18 protein-coding genes are annotated in these 18,549 nt (G+C 55.5%); 13 read left to right on the forward strand and 5 right to left on the reverse strand.

The features are described from left to right. Positions 1–10: 10 nt before the first annotated feature. The 10 genes from kdsD to npr all read left to right on the forward strand — a co-directional run bounded on the left by kdsD (position 11) and on the right by npr (position 6,939). Complete coding sequence (gene kdsD, locus L350_RS04850) at positions 11–997, forward strand: arabinose-5-phosphate isomerase KdsD (protein ID WP_003861853.1); 987 nt, start codon at positions 11–13, stop codon at positions 995–997. Between the two features lie 14 nt (positions 998–1,011). Continuing rightward, positions 1,012–1,578, forward strand: coding sequence for a 3-deoxy-manno-octulosonate-8-phosphatase KdsC (gene kdsC, locus L350_RS04845; protein ID WP_017382729.1), 567 nt, complete (start codon positions 1,012–1,014; stop codon positions 1,576–1,578). Then, a complete protein-coding gene (lptC, locus tag L350_RS04840; RefSeq protein WP_022649529.1) occupies positions 1,575–2,150 on the forward strand; it encodes an LPS export ABC transporter periplasmic protein LptC in 576 nt (191 codons plus the stop codon). Before kdsC ends, lptC begins: the two co-directional genes overlap by 4 nt. Then, complete coding sequence (gene lptA, locus L350_RS04835) at positions 2,119–2,673, forward strand: lipopolysaccharide ABC transporter substrate-binding protein LptA (RefSeq protein WP_006812136.1); 555 nt, start codon at positions 2,119–2,121, stop codon at positions 2,671–2,673. Before lptC ends, lptA begins: the two co-directional genes overlap by 32 nt. Positions 2,674–2,679: 6 nt before the next feature. Next, a complete protein-coding gene (lptB, locus tag L350_RS04830) occupies positions 2,680–3,405 on the forward strand; it encodes an LPS export ABC transporter ATP-binding protein (RefSeq protein WP_003861862.1) in 726 nt (241 codons plus the stop codon). 47 nt (positions 3,406–3,452) lie between these two features. After that, positions 3,453–4,886, forward strand: a complete 1,434-nt coding sequence (gene rpoN, locus L350_RS04825; RefSeq protein ID WP_032626423.1) for an RNA polymerase factor sigma-54 — start codon at positions 3,453–3,455, stop codon at positions 4,884–4,886. Positions 4,887–4,908: 22 nt separating this feature from the next. Then, positions 4,909–5,196 carry a ribosome hibernation promoting factor gene (gene hpf, locus L350_RS04820; protein ID WP_014171818.1) on the forward strand — a complete coding sequence of 96 codons (288 nt, stop codon included), beginning with the start codon at positions 4,909–4,911 and terminating at the stop codon, positions 5,194–5,196. Positions 5,197–5,278: 82 nt separating this feature from the next. Next, entirely contained in the window at positions 5,279–5,770 is a 492-nt protein-coding gene (gene ptsN / locus L350_RS04815) for a PTS IIA-like nitrogen regulatory protein PtsN (RefSeq protein ID WP_003861869.1), read from the forward strand. A 45-nt stretch (positions 5,771–5,815) separates the two neighbouring features. Continuing rightward, positions 5,816–6,670: an RNase adapter RapZ gene (gene rapZ, locus L350_RS04810; protein WP_003861870.1), complete on the forward strand. Its 855-nt coding sequence runs from the start codon at positions 5,816–5,818 to the stop codon at positions 6,668–6,670. Beyond that, positions 6,667–6,939: a PTS phosphocarrier protein NPr gene (gene npr, locus L350_RS04805; protein WP_003861872.1), complete on the forward strand. Its 273-nt coding sequence runs from the start codon at positions 6,667–6,669 to the stop codon at positions 6,937–6,939. The genes rapZ and npr overlap by 4 nt, the downstream gene beginning before the upstream one ends. Positions 6,940–6,978: 39 nt before the next feature. Here npr and mtgA read toward each other — a convergent pair whose 3' ends face one another. The 5 genes from mtgA to lptF form a co-directional block, all read right to left on the reverse strand. Then, on the reverse strand, positions 6,979–7,704 hold the full coding sequence (gene mtgA, locus L350_RS04800; protein ID WP_022649531.1) for a monofunctional biosynthetic peptidoglycan transglycosylase: 726 nt from the start codon (positions 7,702–7,704) through the stop codon (positions 6,979–6,981). After that, the gene (gene elbB, locus L350_RS04795; protein WP_022649532.1) at positions 7,701–8,354 is read right to left on the reverse strand and encodes an isoprenoid biosynthesis glyoxalase ElbB; all 654 of its coding nucleotides are present in this window, start codon (positions 8,352–8,354) and stop codon (positions 7,701–7,703) included. The genes mtgA and elbB overlap by 4 nt, the downstream gene beginning before the upstream one ends. 232 nt (positions 8,355–8,586) lie before the next feature. After that, on the reverse strand, positions 8,587–10,920 hold the full coding sequence (gene arcB / locus L350_RS04790) for an aerobic respiration two-component sensor histidine kinase ArcB (protein ID WP_032626426.1): 2,334 nt from the start codon (positions 10,918–10,920) through the stop codon (positions 8,587–8,589). Between the two features lie 137 nt (positions 10,921–11,057). Continuing rightward, positions 11,058–12,140: an LPS export ABC transporter permease LptG gene (gene lptG, locus L350_RS04785; protein ID WP_022649534.1), complete on the reverse strand. Its 1,083-nt coding sequence runs from the start codon at positions 12,138–12,140 to the stop codon at positions 11,058–11,060. Beyond that, on the reverse strand, positions 12,140–13,240 hold the full coding sequence (gene lptF, locus L350_RS04780) for an LPS export ABC transporter permease LptF (protein WP_023307066.1): 1,101 nt from the start codon (positions 13,238–13,240) through the stop codon (positions 12,140–12,142). The genes lptG and lptF overlap by 1 nt, the downstream gene beginning before the upstream one ends. A gap of 265 nt (positions 13,241–13,505) precedes the next feature. Between lptF and pepA the strand changes: the two genes are divergently transcribed. The 3 genes from pepA (at position 13,506) to L350_RS04765 (ending at position 18,434) form a co-directional block, all read left to right on the forward strand. Continuing rightward, positions 13,506–15,017 carry a leucyl aminopeptidase gene (gene pepA, locus L350_RS04775; RefSeq protein WP_003861882.1) on the forward strand — a complete coding sequence of 504 codons (1,512 nt, stop codon included), beginning with the start codon at positions 13,506–13,508 and terminating at the stop codon, positions 15,015–15,017. A 118-nt stretch (positions 15,018–15,135) separates the two neighbouring features. After that, positions 15,136–15,579, forward strand: coding sequence for a DNA polymerase III subunit chi (gene holC / locus L350_RS04770; protein WP_003861884.1), 444 nt, complete (start codon positions 15,136–15,138; stop codon positions 15,577–15,579). Continuing rightward, positions 15,579–18,434, forward strand: a complete 2,856-nt coding sequence (locus tag L350_RS04765; protein ID WP_032626429.1) for a valine--tRNA ligase — start codon at positions 15,579–15,581, stop codon at positions 18,432–18,434. The genes holC and L350_RS04765 overlap by 1 nt, the downstream gene beginning before the upstream one ends. Positions 18,435–18,549: the final 115 nt, after the last annotated feature.

An 18,549-nucleotide genomic window follows, 5' to 3' on the forward strand; every position in this document is an offset into this window, starting at 1 on the left:
GAAACGCATTATGTCGCAAATAGAATTGCAGCCGGGTTTTGACTTTCAGAAAGCAGGCAAAGACGTTCTGGAGATTGAACGTGAAGGTCTGGCGCAGTTAGATCAGTACATTAATCAGGATTTTAGTCTGGCCTGTGAGAAGATGTTCTACTGCGCCGGTAAAGTCGTGGTGATGGGGATGGGCAAATCCGGCCATATCGGGCGCAAAATGGCGGCGACCTTTGCCAGTACCGGCACGTCGTCATTCTTCGTTCATCCCGGTGAAGCCGCGCACGGTGACCTCGGCATGGTTACGCCGCAGGACGTGGTTATTGCGCTGTCCAACTCCGGGGAATCGAATGAAATCCTGGCGTTGATCCCGGTGCTGAAGCGTCTGCACGTACCGCTGATTTGCATGACCAGCCGCCCGGAAAGCAGCATGGCGCGTGCGGCAGATATTCACCTGTGCGTGAAGGTGCCGAAAGAAGCCTGTCCGCTGGGGCTGGCGCCGACCTCCAGCACAACCGCCGCGCTGGTGATGGGCGATGCCCTTGCCGTTGCGCTGCTGGAAGCCCGCGGTTTTACGCCTGAAGATTTCGCTCTGTCTCACCCCGGCGGCGCGCTCGGGCGCAAACTGCTGCTGCGGGTCAACGATATTATGCACACCGGGGATGAGATCCCGCACGTCAGCAAAGAGGCCTCTTTGCGCGACGCGTTACTGGAGATCACCCGTAAAAACCTGGGCATGACGGTTATCTGCGACGATCTGATGAAGATTCAGGGCATTTTCACCGACGGCGACCTGCGCCGGGTATTCGATATGGGTGTGGATGTCCGAACGCTGGGCATCGCTGATGTAATGACACCAGGCGGGATCCGCGTCCGTCCGGGCACGCTGGCGGTAGATGTACTGAACCTGATGCAGTCCCGTCATATTACCTCAGTGATGGTTGCCGATGGCGACCAACTGCTGGGTGTGGTACATATGCATGATCTGCTGCGCGCTGGCGTAGTGTAATGAAGGATAAGACAATGAGTAATGCGGGTGCATCCCTTGCAACCTGTTATGGCCCGGTGAGCGCCCACATGATGGCAAAGGCGGAAAATATCCGCCTGCTGATCCTCGATGTGGATGGTGTGCTCTCCGACGGTCTGATTTATATGGGCAATAACGGCGAAGAGCTGAAAGCCTTTAACGTTCGCGACGGTTACGGTATCCGCTGTGCGCTCACGTCCGGTATTGAAGTTGCAATCATCACCGGGCGGAAAGCTAAACTGGTAGAAGATCGGTGTGAAACGCTGGGCATTACCCATCTCTATCAGGGGCAGTCTGATAAGATGGTAGCCTTCCGGGATCTGTTGGGAAAACTGGCCATTGCACCAGAGAATGTGGCATACGTCGGGGATGATTTGATCGACTGGCCAGTCATGGCGGAGGTGGGTCTGAGCATCGCCGTGGCTGACGCGCACCCGCTGCTGATCCCGCGTGCTGATTATGTTACCCATATTCACGGTGGCCGCGGCGCCGTCCGCGAAGTCTGCGATCTGCTTCTGCTGGCGCAGGGCAAGCTTGATGAGGCGAAAGGGCAATCGATATGAGTAAAACCAGACGTTGGGTTATCATTCTGCTTGCGCTTGTCGCCCTGGTACTGATTGGCGTAAACCTCGCTGACCGCGAAGATACGCAAGCGGAAGTGGTTAACACGAGCGACCCGACCTACAAAAGCGATCACAGCGACACCGTGGTCTATAGCCCGGAAGGCGCGCTGAACTATCGCCTCGTTGCTCAGCATGTAGAATATTTTTCAGATGACGGTACTTCGTGGTTTACCCAACCGGTCATGACCACCTTTGATACGGACAAAGTGCCGACGTGGTCTATCAAGTCTGACCGGGCAAAACTGACAAATGACCGTATGCTTTACCTGTATGGTCACGTTGAAGTCAACGCCCTGACCGCTGACGCGCAACTGCGAAAAATTACGACGGATAACGCCCAGATCAACCTGGTCACCCAGGATGTCACGTCGCAGGATTTAGTCACCCTGTATGGCACAACATTTAATTCCAGCGGTTTAAGAATGCGCGGGAACTTACGCAGCAAAAACGCCGAGCTGATTGAAAAGGTTAGAACCTCCTATGAAATTCAAAACAAACAAACTCAGCCTTAAAGTTGTTATCGCCAGCGCGCTGCTGGCGGCCAGTCTTCCCGCACTTGCTGTGACTGGCGATACCGAACAGCCGATTCATATTGAATCCGATACCCAGTCTCTGGATATGCAGGGTAACGTCGTCACCTTTACCGGCAACGTGGTCATGACCCAGGGCACCATCAAAATCAACGCCGACAAAGTGGTCGTTACCCGACCGGGCGGCGAGCAGGGCAAAGAGATTATCGATGGTTATGGCAACCCGGCCACCTTCTACCAGATGCAGGACAACGGCAAGCCGGTGAAAGGCCATGCCTCGCATATGCACTATGAACTGGCGAAGGATCTGGTCATCCTGACCGGTAATGCTTACCTGGAACAGCTGGACAGCAATATCAAAGGCGACAAGATCACTTATCTGGTGAAAGAGCAGAAAATGCAGGCCTCCAGTGAAAAAGGCAAACGCGTCACGACCGTTCTTGTGCCTTCGCAATTGCAGGACAAGAACAACGGCCAGGCTCCGGCACAGAAAAAGAGTAACTAATTCGTTATGGCAACTTTAACTGCAAAAAACCTCGCGAAAGCGTATAAGGGCCGCCGCGTCGTCGAAGATGTCAGTCTGACCGTCAACTCCGGCGAAATCGTGGGTTTGCTTGGCCCTAACGGGGCGGGTAAAACCACGACTTTCTACATGGTGGTGGGCATCGTCCCGCGTGACGCCGGCAACATCATCATCGATGATGAAGATATCAGTCTGCTGCCACTGCATGCCCGCGCGCGTCGTGGCATCGGCTATCTGCCGCAGGAAGCCTCCATCTTCCGCCGCTTAAGCGTGTTCGACAACCTGATGGCCGTGCTCCAGATCCGTGACGATCTGACCAGCGAGCAGCGCACTGACCGTGCGAACGAGCTGATGGAAGAGTTTCATATCGAACATCTGCGTGACAGCCTCGGTCAGGCGCTGTCCGGTGGTGAACGCCGCCGCGTTGAGATTGCGCGCGCGCTGGCAGCAAACCCGAAATTTATCCTCCTGGATGAACCGTTTGCGGGCGTTGACCCCATCTCCGTTATCGATATCAAACGTATTATTGAGCACCTGCGCGACAGCGGGCTTGGCGTGCTGATCACGGACCACAACGTTCGTGAAACGCTGGCCGTGTGTGAGCGCGCCTACATAGTGAGCCAGGGCCATCTGATTGCCCACGGTACGCCGCAGCAAATCCTCGAAGATGAGCATGTTAAGCGCGTGTACCTTGGGGAAGACTTCAGACTCTGATAGGGTAGAGGTTAAGTCACGCCGAACCGGAGAAAAACGCTCTGAACATGAAGCAAGGTTTGCAATTACGGCTCAGCCAGCAACTGGCCATGACGCCGCAGCTCCAGCAGGCAATCCGTCTGTTGCAGCTGTCCACGTTAGAACTCCAGCAGGAGCTCCAGCAGGCGCTGGACAGCAATCCGCTGCTGGAGCAAACCGATCTTCATGACGAGGTAGACGCTCAGCAGACGCAGGACACAGAAACGCTCGACTCCGTAGATGCGCTCGAACAGAAAGAGATGCCGGAGGAACTGCCGCTGGATGCCAGCTGGGATGAAATCTACACCGCGGGTACCCCTTCCGGGACGCGTGCAGATTACCAGGACGATGAACTCCCGGTCTACCAGGGCGAAACTACCCAGTCGCTTCAGGACTACCTGATGTGGCAGGTGGAGCTGACGCCTTTCTCCGATACCGATCGCGCCATTGCCACCTCGATTGTCGATGCCGTTGACGACACGGGCTATTTGACCGTGACGCTGGACGAGATTCTGGAAAGCATCGGCGATGACGAGATTGAACTGGAAGAGATCGAAGCCGTCCTGAAACGCGTTCAGCGTTTCGACCCGATTGGCGTCGCCGCGAAAGATCTGCGCGACTGCCTTCTGATCCAGCTTTCGCAGTTTGCCAAAGAGACACCGTGGATTGACGAAGCCCGGCTCATCATCAGCGAGCATCTGGATTTGCTGGCAAATCACGACTTCCGCACCCTGATGCGCGTTACGCGCCTCAAAGAAGAGGTGCTGAAGGAAGCGGTGAATCTGATCCAGTCACTCGATCCGCGTCCGGGGCAATCGATCCAGACCAGCGAACCGGAATACGTTATTCCTGATGTGCTGGTGAGAAAACACAATAGCCGCTGGGTCGTTGAACTGAACGCCGACAGCATTCCTCGCCTGCAAATCAACCAGCAATACGCCTCCATGTGCACCAGCGCCCGTAACGACGCTGATAATCAATACATTCGCAGCAACCTTCAGGAAGCACGCTGGTTGATTAAGAGTCTGGAAAGCCGTAATGACACGCTGCTGCGCGTCAGCCGCTGTATTGTCGAACAGCAGCAGGCATTCTTTGAGCAGGGCGAAGAATTTATGAAACCGATGGTGCTGGCGGACATCGCCCAGGCCGTCGAGATGCATGAATCAACCATTTCCCGCGTGACCACGCAGAAGTATCTGCACAGCCCACGCGGTATTTTTGAGCTTAAGTATTTCTTCTCCAGCCACGTGAACACCGAAGGCGGCGGCGAAGCCTCGTCAACAGCTATTCGCGCACTGGTGAAGAAGTTGATCGCCGCGGAGAACCCCGCGAAGCCACTCAGTGACAGTAAGTTAACCACCATGCTGTCCGATCAGGGTATTATGGTGGCACGCCGTACTGTCGCGAAGTATCGAGAGTCTTTATCCATTCCGCCGTCTAACCAGCGTAAACAACTGGTTTGACACAACCGATAAGGAAGACACTATGCAGCTCAATATCACCGGACATAACGTCGAAATTACTGAGGCTTTACGCGATTTTGTAAACGCTAAGTTCGCGAAACTCGAGCAGTATTTCGAGAGGATCAACCAGGTCTATGTTGTGTTGAAAGTGGAGAAAGTGACGCATATCTCGGATGCGACCCTGCACGTCAACGGAGGGGAACTTCATGCCAGTGCGGAAGGGCAAGACATGTACGCGGCTATCGACGGCTTGATTGATAAGCTTGCGAGACAGCTCAATAAACATAAAGATAAACTGAAACAACACTAATTGTCCGGGCAGTTAACGGGTGCAGGACGGCCTGTTGTGAAACACAACAGGCCATTTGTACAGTTAGCGCTTAGGTGAAATTATGATAAACAACGATTCCGCTCTTCAACTGAGCAATGTCCTTAACCAGGATTGTACCCGCAGTGGCGTTCACTGCCAGAGCAAAAAACGTGCGCTGGAAATCATCAGTGAGCTGGCCGCAAAACAGCTGGGTCTGCCGCCGCAGATCGTGTTTGAAGCCATTCTGACCCGTGAAAAAATGGGCAGTACCGGCATCGGCAATGGCATTGCGATCCCGCATGGCAAGCTGGAAGAAGATACGCTGCGTGCCGTGGGGGTGTTTGTGCAACTGGAAACGCCTATCGCTTTTGACGCCATCGATAACCAGCCTGTGGATCTGCTCTTCGCGCTGCTGGTTCCTGCCGATCAGACCAAAACCCACCTGCACACGCTGTCGCTGGTTGCCAAACGTCTGGCGGATAAAACCATTTGTCGTCGACTGCGCTCAGCTCAAAGTGATGAAGAGCTTTATCAAATTATCACTGAAGCAGAAGGCAATCAGGATGAGGCATAATCGGGAAAGGGCCTTCAGAACGGCAGCCCTGAGGAGAAACGGAAAATGGTGCTGATGATCGTCAGCGGTCGTTCGGGGTCCGGGAAGTCCGTGGCCCTGCGCGCGCTGGAAGACATGGGATTTTACTGCGTAGATAACCTGCCGGTAGTGCTGTTACCCGATCTGGCGCGGACGCTGGCGGACAGGCAAATCTCTGCCGCCGTCAGTATTGACGTGCGTAACATGCCGGAATCGCCGGAAATCTTCGAGCAGGCAATGAACAGTCTGCCGGAGTGCTTCTCGCCTCAGCTCTTGTTCCTGGATGCTGACCGCAACACGCTGATCCGCCGTTACAGCGATACACGTCGTTTGCATCCGCTCTCGAGTAAAAATCTTTCGCTGGAAAGCGCCATTGATAAAGAGAGCGATCTGCTTGAGCCGCTGCGTTCCCGGGCCGACCTGATTGTCGACACTTCAGAAATGTCCGTCCACGAGCTGGCGGAAATGCTGCGTACTCGCTTACTCGGCAAGCGCGAGCGCGAACTGACGATGGTGTTTGAATCCTTCGGCTTTAAGCACGGTATCCCTATCGATGCGGATTACGTTTTTGATGTGCGTTTCCTGCCGAACCCACACTGGGATCCGAAACTGCGTCCGATGACCGGTCTGGATAAGCCGGTGGCGGCGTTCCTCGACCGACACACAGAAGTACACAATTTTATCTACCAGACGCGAAGCTACCTTGAGCTATGGTTACCTATGCTGGAGACAAACAATCGTAGCTATCTGACGGTGGCGATTGGCTGTACCGGCGGTAAACATCGTTCGGTCTACATTGCCGAACAGCTGGCCGATTACTTCCGCTCACGCGGGAAGAACGTTCAGTCCCGTCATCGCACGCTGGAAAAACGTAAAACATGACCGTAAAACAGACCGTCGAAATCACCAATAAGCTGGGCATGCATGCGCGCCCGGCGATGAAGCTGTTTGAACTGATGCAGGGTTTTGATGCTGAGGTGCTGCTGCGCAACGATGAGGGAACCGAGGCAGAAGCCAACAGCGTGATTGCGCTGCTGATGCTGGATTCTGCCAAAGGCCGCCAGATTGAAGTTGAAGCCACCGGCCCGCAGGAAGAAGAAGCGCTGGCGGCAGTGATTGCCCTGTTTAACGCCGGGTTTGACGAAGATTAACGTTCGCCACGTCGGCGGGTAGCGCTGCGCTTACCCGCTTTACATAAGATTATTTCGCTCCATAAACCCTTCCCCACCCAGCTGACGCATCTGGCGCATAATCCACGCCTGGCGGCTTCGCACGTAGCCTGACGGCGCGCTGGCCTTAAAACGCAGCGGGTTCGGCAGCACGGCGGCAAGCAGTGCCGCTTCGGACATAGTCAGCCTGCTGGCGGGCTTGCCAAAATAGCGCTGCGATGCCGATTCGACGCCAAACACGCCGTCACCAAACTCCGCGATATTCAGGTAGACGGTCAAAATGCGTTTTTTGCTCCACACCGTCTCGACGCCCAGCGTCAGCCCGGCCTCCAGCCCTTTTCTCACCCAGCTGCGACCGTCCCATAAGAACAGATTTTTTACCGTCTGCTGAGAAAGCGTCGACGCACCGCGGACGCGGTTTTCATGACGTTCATTATGATCCAGCGCCTTCTCGATAGCCGCCACGTCAAAACCCCAGTGCTCCGGGAATTTCTGATCTTCTGCCGCAATGACCGCCAGCCCCATCCACGGGGAGATTTCATCCATGCCGACCCAGTCTGAGTGGGCAACATAGCCAAAATCACCCGAGAGCCAGGCGCTAATCTGCCGCTCTGCCATCACGGCCGAGAACGGGACGGGCAGGATGCTGAACAGCGCAATGCCTCCGCCCCAAAAAACGGCCAGGACCAGCACAATACGCAGCAGGATCCGTTTTAACCACCCGCCAGGGGATAATTTACGGCTCATTCGGTAAGAACCAGCACTCTGTCCACCAGCTTTTCAATGCCTGCAGCAGCCTCGGCAATGTTCTGCGCCAGCATATACGCCGGCGTGGTGACGATTTTATTGTCCTCATCCACCACAATGTCGTCTACCGGACATGGCACGTGTTCGCCGCCCATATCTTCGACAATTTCAGCAGTATCAATGTCGGTTCCGATCGTGAGCCGCAGCGGGAAATCAAAAATTTTCGGCAGCATGGCTGGCGCAATGCAGATAAAGCCCTGCGGCTTACCTGCCGCATGCATCGCCAGCGATAGCGCTTTCAAATCGGGATCGACATGGCACGCCGCGCCTTGCGTTGCAAACGTGCTCAGGTTTTTCGCCGCGCCAAAGCCGCCCGGCACGATGAGCGCATCTAGCTCAGCCGCATCGGCCTGTACCAGCGGATGAATATCCCCGCGCACAATACGCGCCGCTTCAATCAGCACGTTACGGCTTTCCGCCATTGGCTCGCCGGTAAGATGATTAACCACGTCTGCCTGCGTTTTATCCGGAGCGAAGCAGATAACGTCGGCCCCCTGGCGCGATAATGCCAGCAGCGTTAATACGGTTTCATGTATCTCTGAACCATCGTAAACGCCACATCCGCTCAGCACGACACCCACTTTCTTCATTCTGACGATCCTTCTATGCAACTCGCTGAAGCACATTAAAAATTCTGATTAAAACGCTATGCTTCACACATTTCACTGATTCATGTAACAAACTGTTTAAGATTTGCTATCTTATCTGCGTGCGGCCTTAATTTTCAGGCGGCGTCCATGCGAAAACAACCCATAAAAATCAGGCGCAGCCACGATTTCCCTGGTGTTGGCGCAGTATTCGCGCACCCCGGTATAGCCGGGGTCATTTTTTTCGGGATTCTACCCAGGCTTTCAGCACTGCCACATCGTTTTGCCACTCTTGTTTCATCTCTTCAACCCAATCACCTACATTATCTTCCCAGGCAGGTAAATCAGGCGACTGAATCTGTTGGCCCAATTGCTGGAGATGGCGTAACCCGACTGAACCAGCTGCGCCTTTGATTTTATGTCCCTCTTCGACGATGCCCTTCTGGTCACGCGCCGTCAGGTTGGATTCGAGCACGTTCAGATAGCCCGGCATCATTTTTTCGAACACGGCCAGGCCATCGGTGATCAGTTTGGGTCCCACCAGATCGATATACTGCTCCAGCATGGCGGTATCCAGTATCGTTTGGGTTTTAGCGCTATCAACAGACGTCATGGTGCTCTCCTCTTCATCACAGGTATCCCAGAACTTCTTGATCATCGCCGTCAGGGCAGGTACTGCCAGCGGCTTGCTGAGCACATCGTCCATACCGGCCTCGAGGTACTCTTTTTTATCTTTCAGCACGTTTGCGGTCAACGCAACCAGCGGCGGCAGCTCGTCAGGAGCATATTTGCGCGTCAGCTCGCGGGAGATATCCAGCCCGGTCATGTCCGGTAGCTGAATATCGAGCAGCACCAGGTCGTACTCGCCCGGCGTGAACATCTCCAGCGCGGCTTTGCCGGTCATCGCGACATCCACGCTGTTACCGAGTTTTTCCAGTACCGACCGGGCGACAATGACGTTCAGCTCAATATCTTCAACCAGCAGGACGTGCAGGGCTGGAAGCGGCATATCATCGTTCTCAAACGTATCTTCCACTTCTTCAGCAACAGCAGGGGCGTGGACGGTAAGCGTAAAGGTGGAGCCTTTACCCGGCTGGCTGGCAACGGTGATATCCCCACCCATACTTTTCGCCAGACGTTTCGACACCGCCAGTCCAATGCCCGTGCCGGTCGCCGGTTTACCGCCGTGGCTGTCTTTAACCTGATAATACATGGCGAAGATCTTATCCTGCTCATCCTGAGGAATGCCGATACCCGAGTCCTCAACTTCAAAGTGCAGCATGTCCCCCTCATCATAGCGAATGCGCACCGCAACCTGTCCCTTCTGGGTAAACTTCACGGCGTTGCTGATGAGATTCCACAGGATCTGACGCAGACGCGTGCCGTCCGTCACCACTTTATGCGGCAGCGGCAGCGTCGGTTCCATCACGAAGCTCAACCCTTTCTGCTGGGCCTGCAAACCTGACAGGTTCTCCAGGTCTGCGAGGAAGCCGGTAAAATCAACCGGCTGGTTGTCGAGCTGAACCTTACGGCGCTCCATCTTATCCATGTCGATAATATCATTGAAGATATTGCCCAGCGTGACCGCCGAAACGTGGATCGTTTTGAGGTATTTTTCCTGCTCGCTGGTCAGGTCGGTATCCAGCAGAATACGGCTCAGCCCCACGATACCGTTTAGCGGCGTACGAAGCTCATGGCTGATGGTGGAGATGAAGGTGGTCTTGTCACGACTGGCGCGCTCCAGCGCATCCTGATAGCGCTTACGCTCGGTGATATCACGGCCAAAGCCCATCAGACCATGACGTTTACCCACCCGGTCGTAATAAGGCACTTTGCGGATTTCAAAGCAGGCTTTGCGCCCGTCGGGATAATCCAGCCACTGCTCATAGGTCAACGAGACGTTATGACGGAACACCTTTTCATCCGTCTCCATCACTTTTGCCGCCGCCTCTTCGGAATAGACATCCTGAGGTTTCAGGTGGATCAGCTGCTTTTCGCTTTTCCCGGTCAACAATTCCATGGCCCGGTTACAGCCGGAGAACTCTTTATCTTCATTACGGTAGAACACCAGATCCGGCGACGCATCGAGGAACGAGCGCAGGAAAGAGGATTGCTGTTCAAGCTGGATCTGCGTGACCTCACGCTCTTTCATCTCAATTTTCAGCTGCTCCAGCGTGGTCTGACGCTCGGCTTCCGCCTTCTCACGGTCTGAAATTTCCTGATTCAGCTGGGCAATGTTGTCCTTGAGCTGAACGTTGAGTTTAAGATCGCGCTCGCGCATCTCTTCCAGCTTATCCACCAGTTTCGATAAACGCTGTCGGGACTCTTCCAACTGCTCAACCACCACGGAGAGGAAATAGACCGCCCATGGGGTGATCAGCAGGCCAAAGAAAATAGAGCGGATCACGTCGATGCTCTCGACCTGACCATGCAGAACCATGGTCACGGCCATTTGCACGACGATGGCCAGAACGACCAGCGCCAGCGCCAGCAGCATGGAAAAACGCACCAGCCCGAGCTTCATCATCAGGTCGACGTAGTACTGGGCCAGCATTCGAATTTGCTTCATAGAGGATCCCTTCACGACTTTATCGCTCAATAATACTCAAATTCACGGCGAGGCGTTGAAGGTTGTGAGAAAAAGTGCGGGGTGAAACAGGAGATTAGCCTCGCCCCCGGGCAAGCGGGAGCGAGGAAGAAGGTTTATCAGGAGCGTTTTAGCAGCATCCAGAGGCTGATCAGGAAGAAACTGGCGCTCGGCAACAGCGCGCCGATAATTGGCGGAATGCCATACACCAGCGTCAGCGGACCAAAAATCTGATCGAGGACATAGAACACGAAACCAAAGCTGATACCGGTTACCACGCGAACCCCCATCGGCACGCTACGTAGCGGTCCAAAGATGAACGACAGCGCCATCAGCATCATCACCGCCACGGACAGCGGCTGGAAGATTTTGCTCCACATGTTGAGCTGGTAACGCCCCGCATCCTGCCCGCTCGATTTCAGATACTTCACGTAGTTATGCAGACCGCTGATGGAGAGCGCATCGGGGTCAAGCGCCACGACGCCGAGCTTGTCCGGCGTCAGGTCGGTTTTCCAGGTACCGCTAACGGTCTGCGAACCGGTGATCTGTTTCGGGTTAGTCAGGTCAGATTCATCAACCTGGGATAACCGCCACAGCTTGTTGTTTGCATCAAATTTAGCAGAGGCGGCATAACGCACTGACTGCAATCGACGATCGTTATTGAAAGCATAGATACTCACGCCACCCAGCTCGTCATCCCCTTTCACGCGTTCGATATAGACGAAGTTCTGGCCATCTTTCGCCCATAATCCCTGCTGCGTGGAGAGCAGAGAACCGCCGTACATCGCCTGAGCACGGTAGTTACGCGCCATCTGTTCACCCTGCGGCGCGACCCATTCGCCGATCGCCATGGTCAGCAGCACCAGCGGGATCGCGGTTTTCATCACCGACAGCGCAACCTGCATACGGGTAAAGCCCGATGCCTGCATCACCACCAGTTCGCTACGCTGAGCCAGCATCCCCAGGCCCAGCAGCGCACCCAGCAGGGCCGCCATCGGGAAGAAGATCTGCACATCTTTTGGTACGCTGAGCAGGGTGTACATCCCGGCGCCCAACGCGTCGTAACTCCCCTGCCCGGCTTTTTTCAGCTGGTCGACAAATTTGATAATGCCCGAGAGCGACACCAGCATGAAAAGGGTCATCATGATGGTGGTAAAAATTGTTTTACCGATATAGCGGTCAAGTACGCCAAACGCCTGCATTAGATGGCTCCTTTACGCGTAAACCGGGCACGAAGACGACGCACAGGCACCGTGTCCCACAAGTTGAGTCCGACTGCCAGCAGCAGATACAAACCATTCACGACCCAGGTCCAGATCATCGGGTCAATTTTACCTTTCCCGCCGTTAGACTTGATTGAGGTTTGCAGCAGGAAGAACACCAGATACAGCAGCATCGCTGGCAGCATCGACAGCACGCGGCCCTGGCGCGGGTTTACCACGCTCAACGGAACCACCATCAGCGCCATCATAAATACGGTGAATACCAGCGTGATACGCCAGTGCAGTTCAGCACGCGCACGATCGGTATCAGTATTCATTAAGGTGCGCATATCCATCTGCTCGGTATCCGTTGGATCGAGCGCGACGGCCTGGTGACCAATAATGGCCTGGTAGTTCTGGAAATCGGTGATACGGAAGTCACGCAGCATAGCCGTGCCTTCGAAACGCGTTCCTTTGTTCAGCGTGACAACCTGAGAGCCGTCTTTACGCTGCGCCAGCTGACCGGAATCCGCCACTACCACAGAAGGGCGAGCGTTACCTTTCGGGCGCAGTTGAGCAAGAAACACGTCATTGAAGCGGCTGCCATCGACGCTTTCGATAAACAGCACGGAGTTACCGTCGGTCGCCTGCTGGAACTGCCCCTGCGCCAGCGCCGCCAGCCCCGGGTTAGCTTTTGCTTCCGCCAGCACCTCATCCTGATGACGGGACGAGGTCGGCCCCGCCCACATGACGTTAACCGCGGCAACAATGCCCGTAAACAGCGCCAGCACCATGGCTGCCTTTACCAATACGGCCTTACTGAGGCCGCAGGCATGCATCACGGTGATTTCACTTTCGGTATAGAGCTTACCCAAGGTCATCAGCAGACCAAGGAACAGGCTTAACGGCAGGATAAGCTGCGCCATTTCCGGCACGCCAAGCCCGAGCAGGGAAAGCACCAGATTCGTTGGGATTTCGCCATCAACTGCCGCGCCGAGGATCCTGACCAGCTTCTGACAGAAAAAGATCAGAAGGAGGATAAAGAGGATCGCCAGTTGGCTCTTCAGCGTCTCCCGAACCAGATATCTTATGATTATCACTTTAAATACGCCCGTTAAAACTCGTCTTATGCAGGAATTTAGCTTGTTTCATGGCTTAAACGTCATTTATTCTCTTGAGTCGTCGAAATCATCGCTAAGATTAAAAAACCCGGCGGATTCGCGCTTCATGACATTTATTGACGTGTCGAAACCGTAGTAACGTAAGATTAACACGAAGTCACCACAACGGCGGACATGAGTTACGAAAGGTTTCAATTCTATCCGTAGCCGCCGCCGTTGTCTTTAAGATTCAGGAGCGTAGTGCATGGAGTTCAGTGTAAAAAGCGGTAGCCCGGAGAAACAGCGGAGTGCCTGCATCGTTGTGGGCGTCTTTGAACCACGCCGACTCTCCCCGATCGCCGAGCAACTCGATAAAATCAGCGACGGCTATATCAGCGCCCTGCTGCGCCGTGGCGAACTGGAAGGCAAACCAGGGCAGACCCTGTTGCTGCACCACGTTCCAAACGTCCTGTCCGAGCGTATTCTGCTGATTGGCTGCGGTAAAGAACGTGAGCTTGATGAGCGCCAGTACAAGCAGGTTATTCAGAAAACCATTAATACACTGAATGATACTGGTTCGATGGAAGCCGTCTGCTTCCTCACGGAGCTGCACGTTAAGGGCCGCAACACGTACTGGAAAGTACGCCAGGCCGTCGAAACCGCAAAAGAGAGCCTCTACAGCTTTGATCAGTTGAAGACCACCAAAAGCGAGCCGCGTCGCCCGCTGCGTAAAATGGTCTTTAACGTGCCGACCCGTCGCGAGCTGACCAGCGGCGAGCGCGCCATTCAGCACGGTCTGGCGATTGCTGCCGGTATTAAAGCGGCAAAAGATCTTGGCAATATGCCGCCAAACATCTGTAACGCCGCGTACCTGGCGTCACAGGCGCGCCAGCTGGCTGACGCCTACAGCAAGAACGTCATCACCCGCGTTATCGGCGAACAGCAGATGAAAGAGCTGGGGATGCACTCTTATCTGGCGGTCGGTAACGGCTCCCAGAACGAATCCCTGATGTCGGTCATCGAATACAAAGGCAATCCGTCTGAAGACGCGCGTCCGATCGTGCTCGTTGGCAAAGGGCTGACCTTCGACTCCGGCGGTATCTCCATCAAGCCTTCAGAAGGCATGGATGAGATGAAGTACGACATGTGTGGCGCGGCGGCGGTTTACGGCGTCATGCGCATGGTCGCGGAACTTCAGTTGCCCATCAACGTGATCGGCGTGCTGGCGGGCTGCGAAAACATGCCTGGCGGCCGCGCTTATCGCCCGGGTGATGTGCTGACTACCATGTCCGGCCAGACCGTTGAAGTGCTGAACACCGACGCCGAAGGCCGTCTGGTGCTGTGCGACGTGCTGACCTACGTTGAGCGTTTCGAACCTGAAGCGGTTATCGACGTAGCTACCCTGACCGGCGCCTGCGTGATTGCGCTGGGGCATCACATCACCGGCCTGATGTCGAACCACAATCCGCTGGCGCATGAGCTGATCGGCGCGTCCGAGCAGGCTGGCGACCGCGCATGGCGTCTGCCGCTGGGGGACGAGTTCCAGGAACAGCTGGAGTCTAACTTCGCGGACATGGCGAACATTGGTGGTCGTCCTGGCGGCGCAATTACCGCAGGCTGCTTCCTGGCGCGCTTCACCCGCAAGTACAACTGGGCGCACCTGGACATTGCGGGGACCGCATGGCGCTCCGGTAAAGCCAAAGGCGCGACCGGACGTCCGGTGGCGCTGCTGTCGCAGTTCCTGCTCAATCGCGCGGGTTTTAACGGCGACGAGTGATGAAAAACGCCGGGTAGCGGCTTCGCCTTACCCGGCCTACAACGTCACTCAACCGTAGGCCGGGTAAGCGTAGCGCCACCCGGCTTTGCATTTAAATCCACGACAAGAAACCCCATATATGAAGAATGCAACGTTCTACCTTCTGGACAATGACACCCATCAGGATGGCCTCAGCGCCGTTGAACAACTGGTGTGTGAAATTGCCGCAGAACGTTGGCGCGCAGGTAAACGCGTCCTGATTGCCTGTGAAGATGAGCAGCAGGCGATTCGTCTGGATGAAGCGCTATGGGCGCGCCCGCCGGAGAGTTTTGTTCCGCATAACCTGTCGGGCGAAGGTCCACGCGGCGGGGCACCGGTGGAGATTGCCTGGCCGCAAAAACGCAACAGCAGCGCGCGCGACATTCTCATTAGCCTGCGGACAGACTTTGCAGATTTTGCCACCGCTTTCACAGAAGTGGTAGACTTTGTCCCTTACGAAGAATCTTTGAAACAGCTGGCGCGCGAACGCTACAAAGCGTACCGCCTGGCCGGTTTTAACCTGAATACGGCAACCTGGAAATAATGGAAAAGACATATAACCCACGCGATATCGAACAGCCGCTTTACGAGCACTGGGAACAGCAGGGCTATTTCAAGCCTAACGGCGACGAAAGCAAAGAGTCCTTCTGCATCATGATCCCGCCGCCGAACGTCACCGGCAGTTTGCATATGGGGCATGCTTTCCAGCAGACCATCATGGATACCATGATCCGCTACCAGCGTATGCAGGGTAAAAACACCCTGTGGCAGGCGGGGACTGACCACGCGGGTATCGCGACCCAGATGGTGGTTGAGCGTAAAATTGCCGCTGAAGAGGGTAAAACCCGCCACGACTACGGTCGCGACGCGTTTATCGACAAAATCTGGCAGTGGAAAGCGGAATCCGGCGGCACTATTACCCGTCAGATGCGCCGTCTCGGCAACTCCGTGGACTGGGAGCGTGAGCGCTTCACCATGGACGAAGGCCTGTCCAACGCCGTGAAAGAAGTCTTCGTGCGCCTGTACAAAGAAGACCTGATTTACCGTGGCAAACGCCTGGTCAACTGGGACCCGAAACTGCGTACCGCCATCTCTGATCTGGAAGTGGAAAACCGCGAGTCTAAAGGCTCCATGTGGCACATCCGCTATCCGCTGGCCGACGGCGCGAAAACCGCCGACGGTAAAGTTTACCTGGTGGTGGCGACCACCCGTCCGGAAACCCTGCTGGGCGATACCGGCGTGGCCGTTAACCCGGAAGATCCGCGCTATAAAGATCTGATCGGCAAATTTGTGGTGCTGCCGCTGGTGAACCGCCGTATTCCGATTGTGGGCGACGAACACGCCGACATGGAAAAAGGCACCGGCTGCGTGAAAATTACCCCGGCGCACGACTTTAACGACTATGAAGTCGGTCGTCGTCATCAACTTCCGATGATCAACATTCTGACCTTCGACGGCGATATCCGCGAAAGCGCAGAAGTGTACGACACCAAAGGCAACGAATCCGACGTTTATTCCAGCGACATCCCGGCTGAGTTCCAGAAGCTGGAGCGCTTTGCCGCGCGTAAAGCCGTCGTAGCCGCCGTTGACGCGCTCGGCCTGCTGGAAGAGATTAAACCTCACGATCTGACCGTGCCGTACGGCGACCGTGGCGGCGTAGTTATCGAGCCAATGCTGACCGACCAGTGGTACGTGCGTGCCGACGTGCTGGCGAAACCGGCTGTGGAAGCGGTTGAGAACGGCAGCATTCAGTTCGTGCCGAAGCAGTACGAAAACATGTACTTCTCCTGGATGCGCGATATTCAGGACTGGTGTATCTCCCGTCAGCTGTGGTGGGGTCACCGTATCCCGGCGTGGTACGACAATGAAGGTAACGTCTACGTTGGCCGCACCGAAGAGGAAGTGCGTCAGGAAAACAACCTGGGCGCTGACGTTGCGCTGCGCCAGGACGAAGACGTGCTGGATACCTGGTTCTCTTCCGCGCTGTGGACCTTCTCGACCCTCGGCTGGCCGGAAAACACCGACGCGCTGCGTCAGTTCCACCCAACCAGCGTGATGGTCTCCGGCTTCGACATCATCTTCTTCTGGATCGCCCGCATGATCATGATGACCATGCACTTCATCAAAGACGAAGATGGCAAGCCGCAGGTTCCGTTCCATACCGTCTACATGACCGGCCTGATCCGCGACGACGAAGGCCAGAAGATGTCCAAATCCAAGGGTAACGTTATCGACCCGCTGGACATGGTTGATGGTATCTCTCTGGAAGAGCTGCTGGAAAAACGTACCGGCAACATGATGCAGCCGCAGCTGGCGGAGAAAATCCGCAAGCGTACCGAGAAGCAGTTCCCGAACGGGATCGAATCTCACGGTACCGACGCCCTGCGCTTCACCCTGGCGGCGCTGGCCTCCACCGGTCGTGACATCAACTGGGATATGAAGCGTCTGGAAGGTTACCGTAACTTCTGTAACAAGCTGTGGAACGCCAGCCGCTTCGTGCTGATGAACACCGAAGATCAGGATTGCGGATTTAACGGCGGCGAAATGACCCTGTCTCTGGCAGACCGCTGGATCCTGGCGGAATTTAACCAGACGGTGAAAGCGTTCCGCGACGCGCTGGACAGCTACCGCTTCGACATCGCGGCAGGCATCCTGTACGAATTCACCTGGAACCAGTTCTGTGACTGGTATCTGGAGCTGGCGAAGCCGGTCATGAACGGCGGCACTGAGGCAGAGCTGCGCGGTACGCGTAATACGCTGATTACCGTTCTGGAAGGTCTGCTGCGCCTTGCGCACCCGATCATTCCGTTCATCACCGAAACCATCTGGCAGCGCGTGAAGGTGATTGCCGGTATTAACGCCGATACCATCATGCTCCAGCCGTTCCCGGCATTCGATGCCGCGAAAGTGGATGAAGCCGCGTCTGCGGATACCGAGTGGCTGAAACAGGCGATCGTTGCGGTACGTAACATCCGCGCGGAAATGAACATCGCTCCGGGTAAACCACTGGAGTTGCTGCTGCGCGGTTGCAGCGAAGCTGTCGTTCGTCGCGTCACCGAGAACAACACCTTCCTGAAAACCATGGCGCGTCTGGAAAGCATCACCGTGCTGCCTGCCGATGATAAAGGTCCGGTTTCCGTGACCAAAATTATCGACGGCGCGGAGCTGTTGATCCCGATGGCGGGCCTGATCGACAAAGACGCTGAGCTGGCTCGTCTGGCGAAAGAAGTGGCGAAAGTCGACGTGGAAATCGGCAAAATCGAAAGCAAACTGGCGAACGAAGGCTTTGTGGCCCGCGCGCCGGAAGCGGTCATCGCCAAAGAGCGTGAGCGTCTGGTTGCCTTCGCCGATGCGAAGACCAAACTGATCGAGCAGCAGGCGGTTATCGCAGCCCTGTAATGCTTTTACCCCTTACGCTTCAGGGCGTAAGGGGTATCCTTCCTGAAAACTCCTCGCTTGCACTCCCCTTTCTGCGGTGCTATTAACAGCAGTTGTGTGTCAATTTTTGTCATGA

The organism is Enterobacter sp. MGH 4, from assembly GCF_000534735.1.
Classification (GTDB): Bacteria; Pseudomonadota; Gammaproteobacteria; order Enterobacterales; family Enterobacteriaceae; genus Enterobacter; species Enterobacter intestinihominis.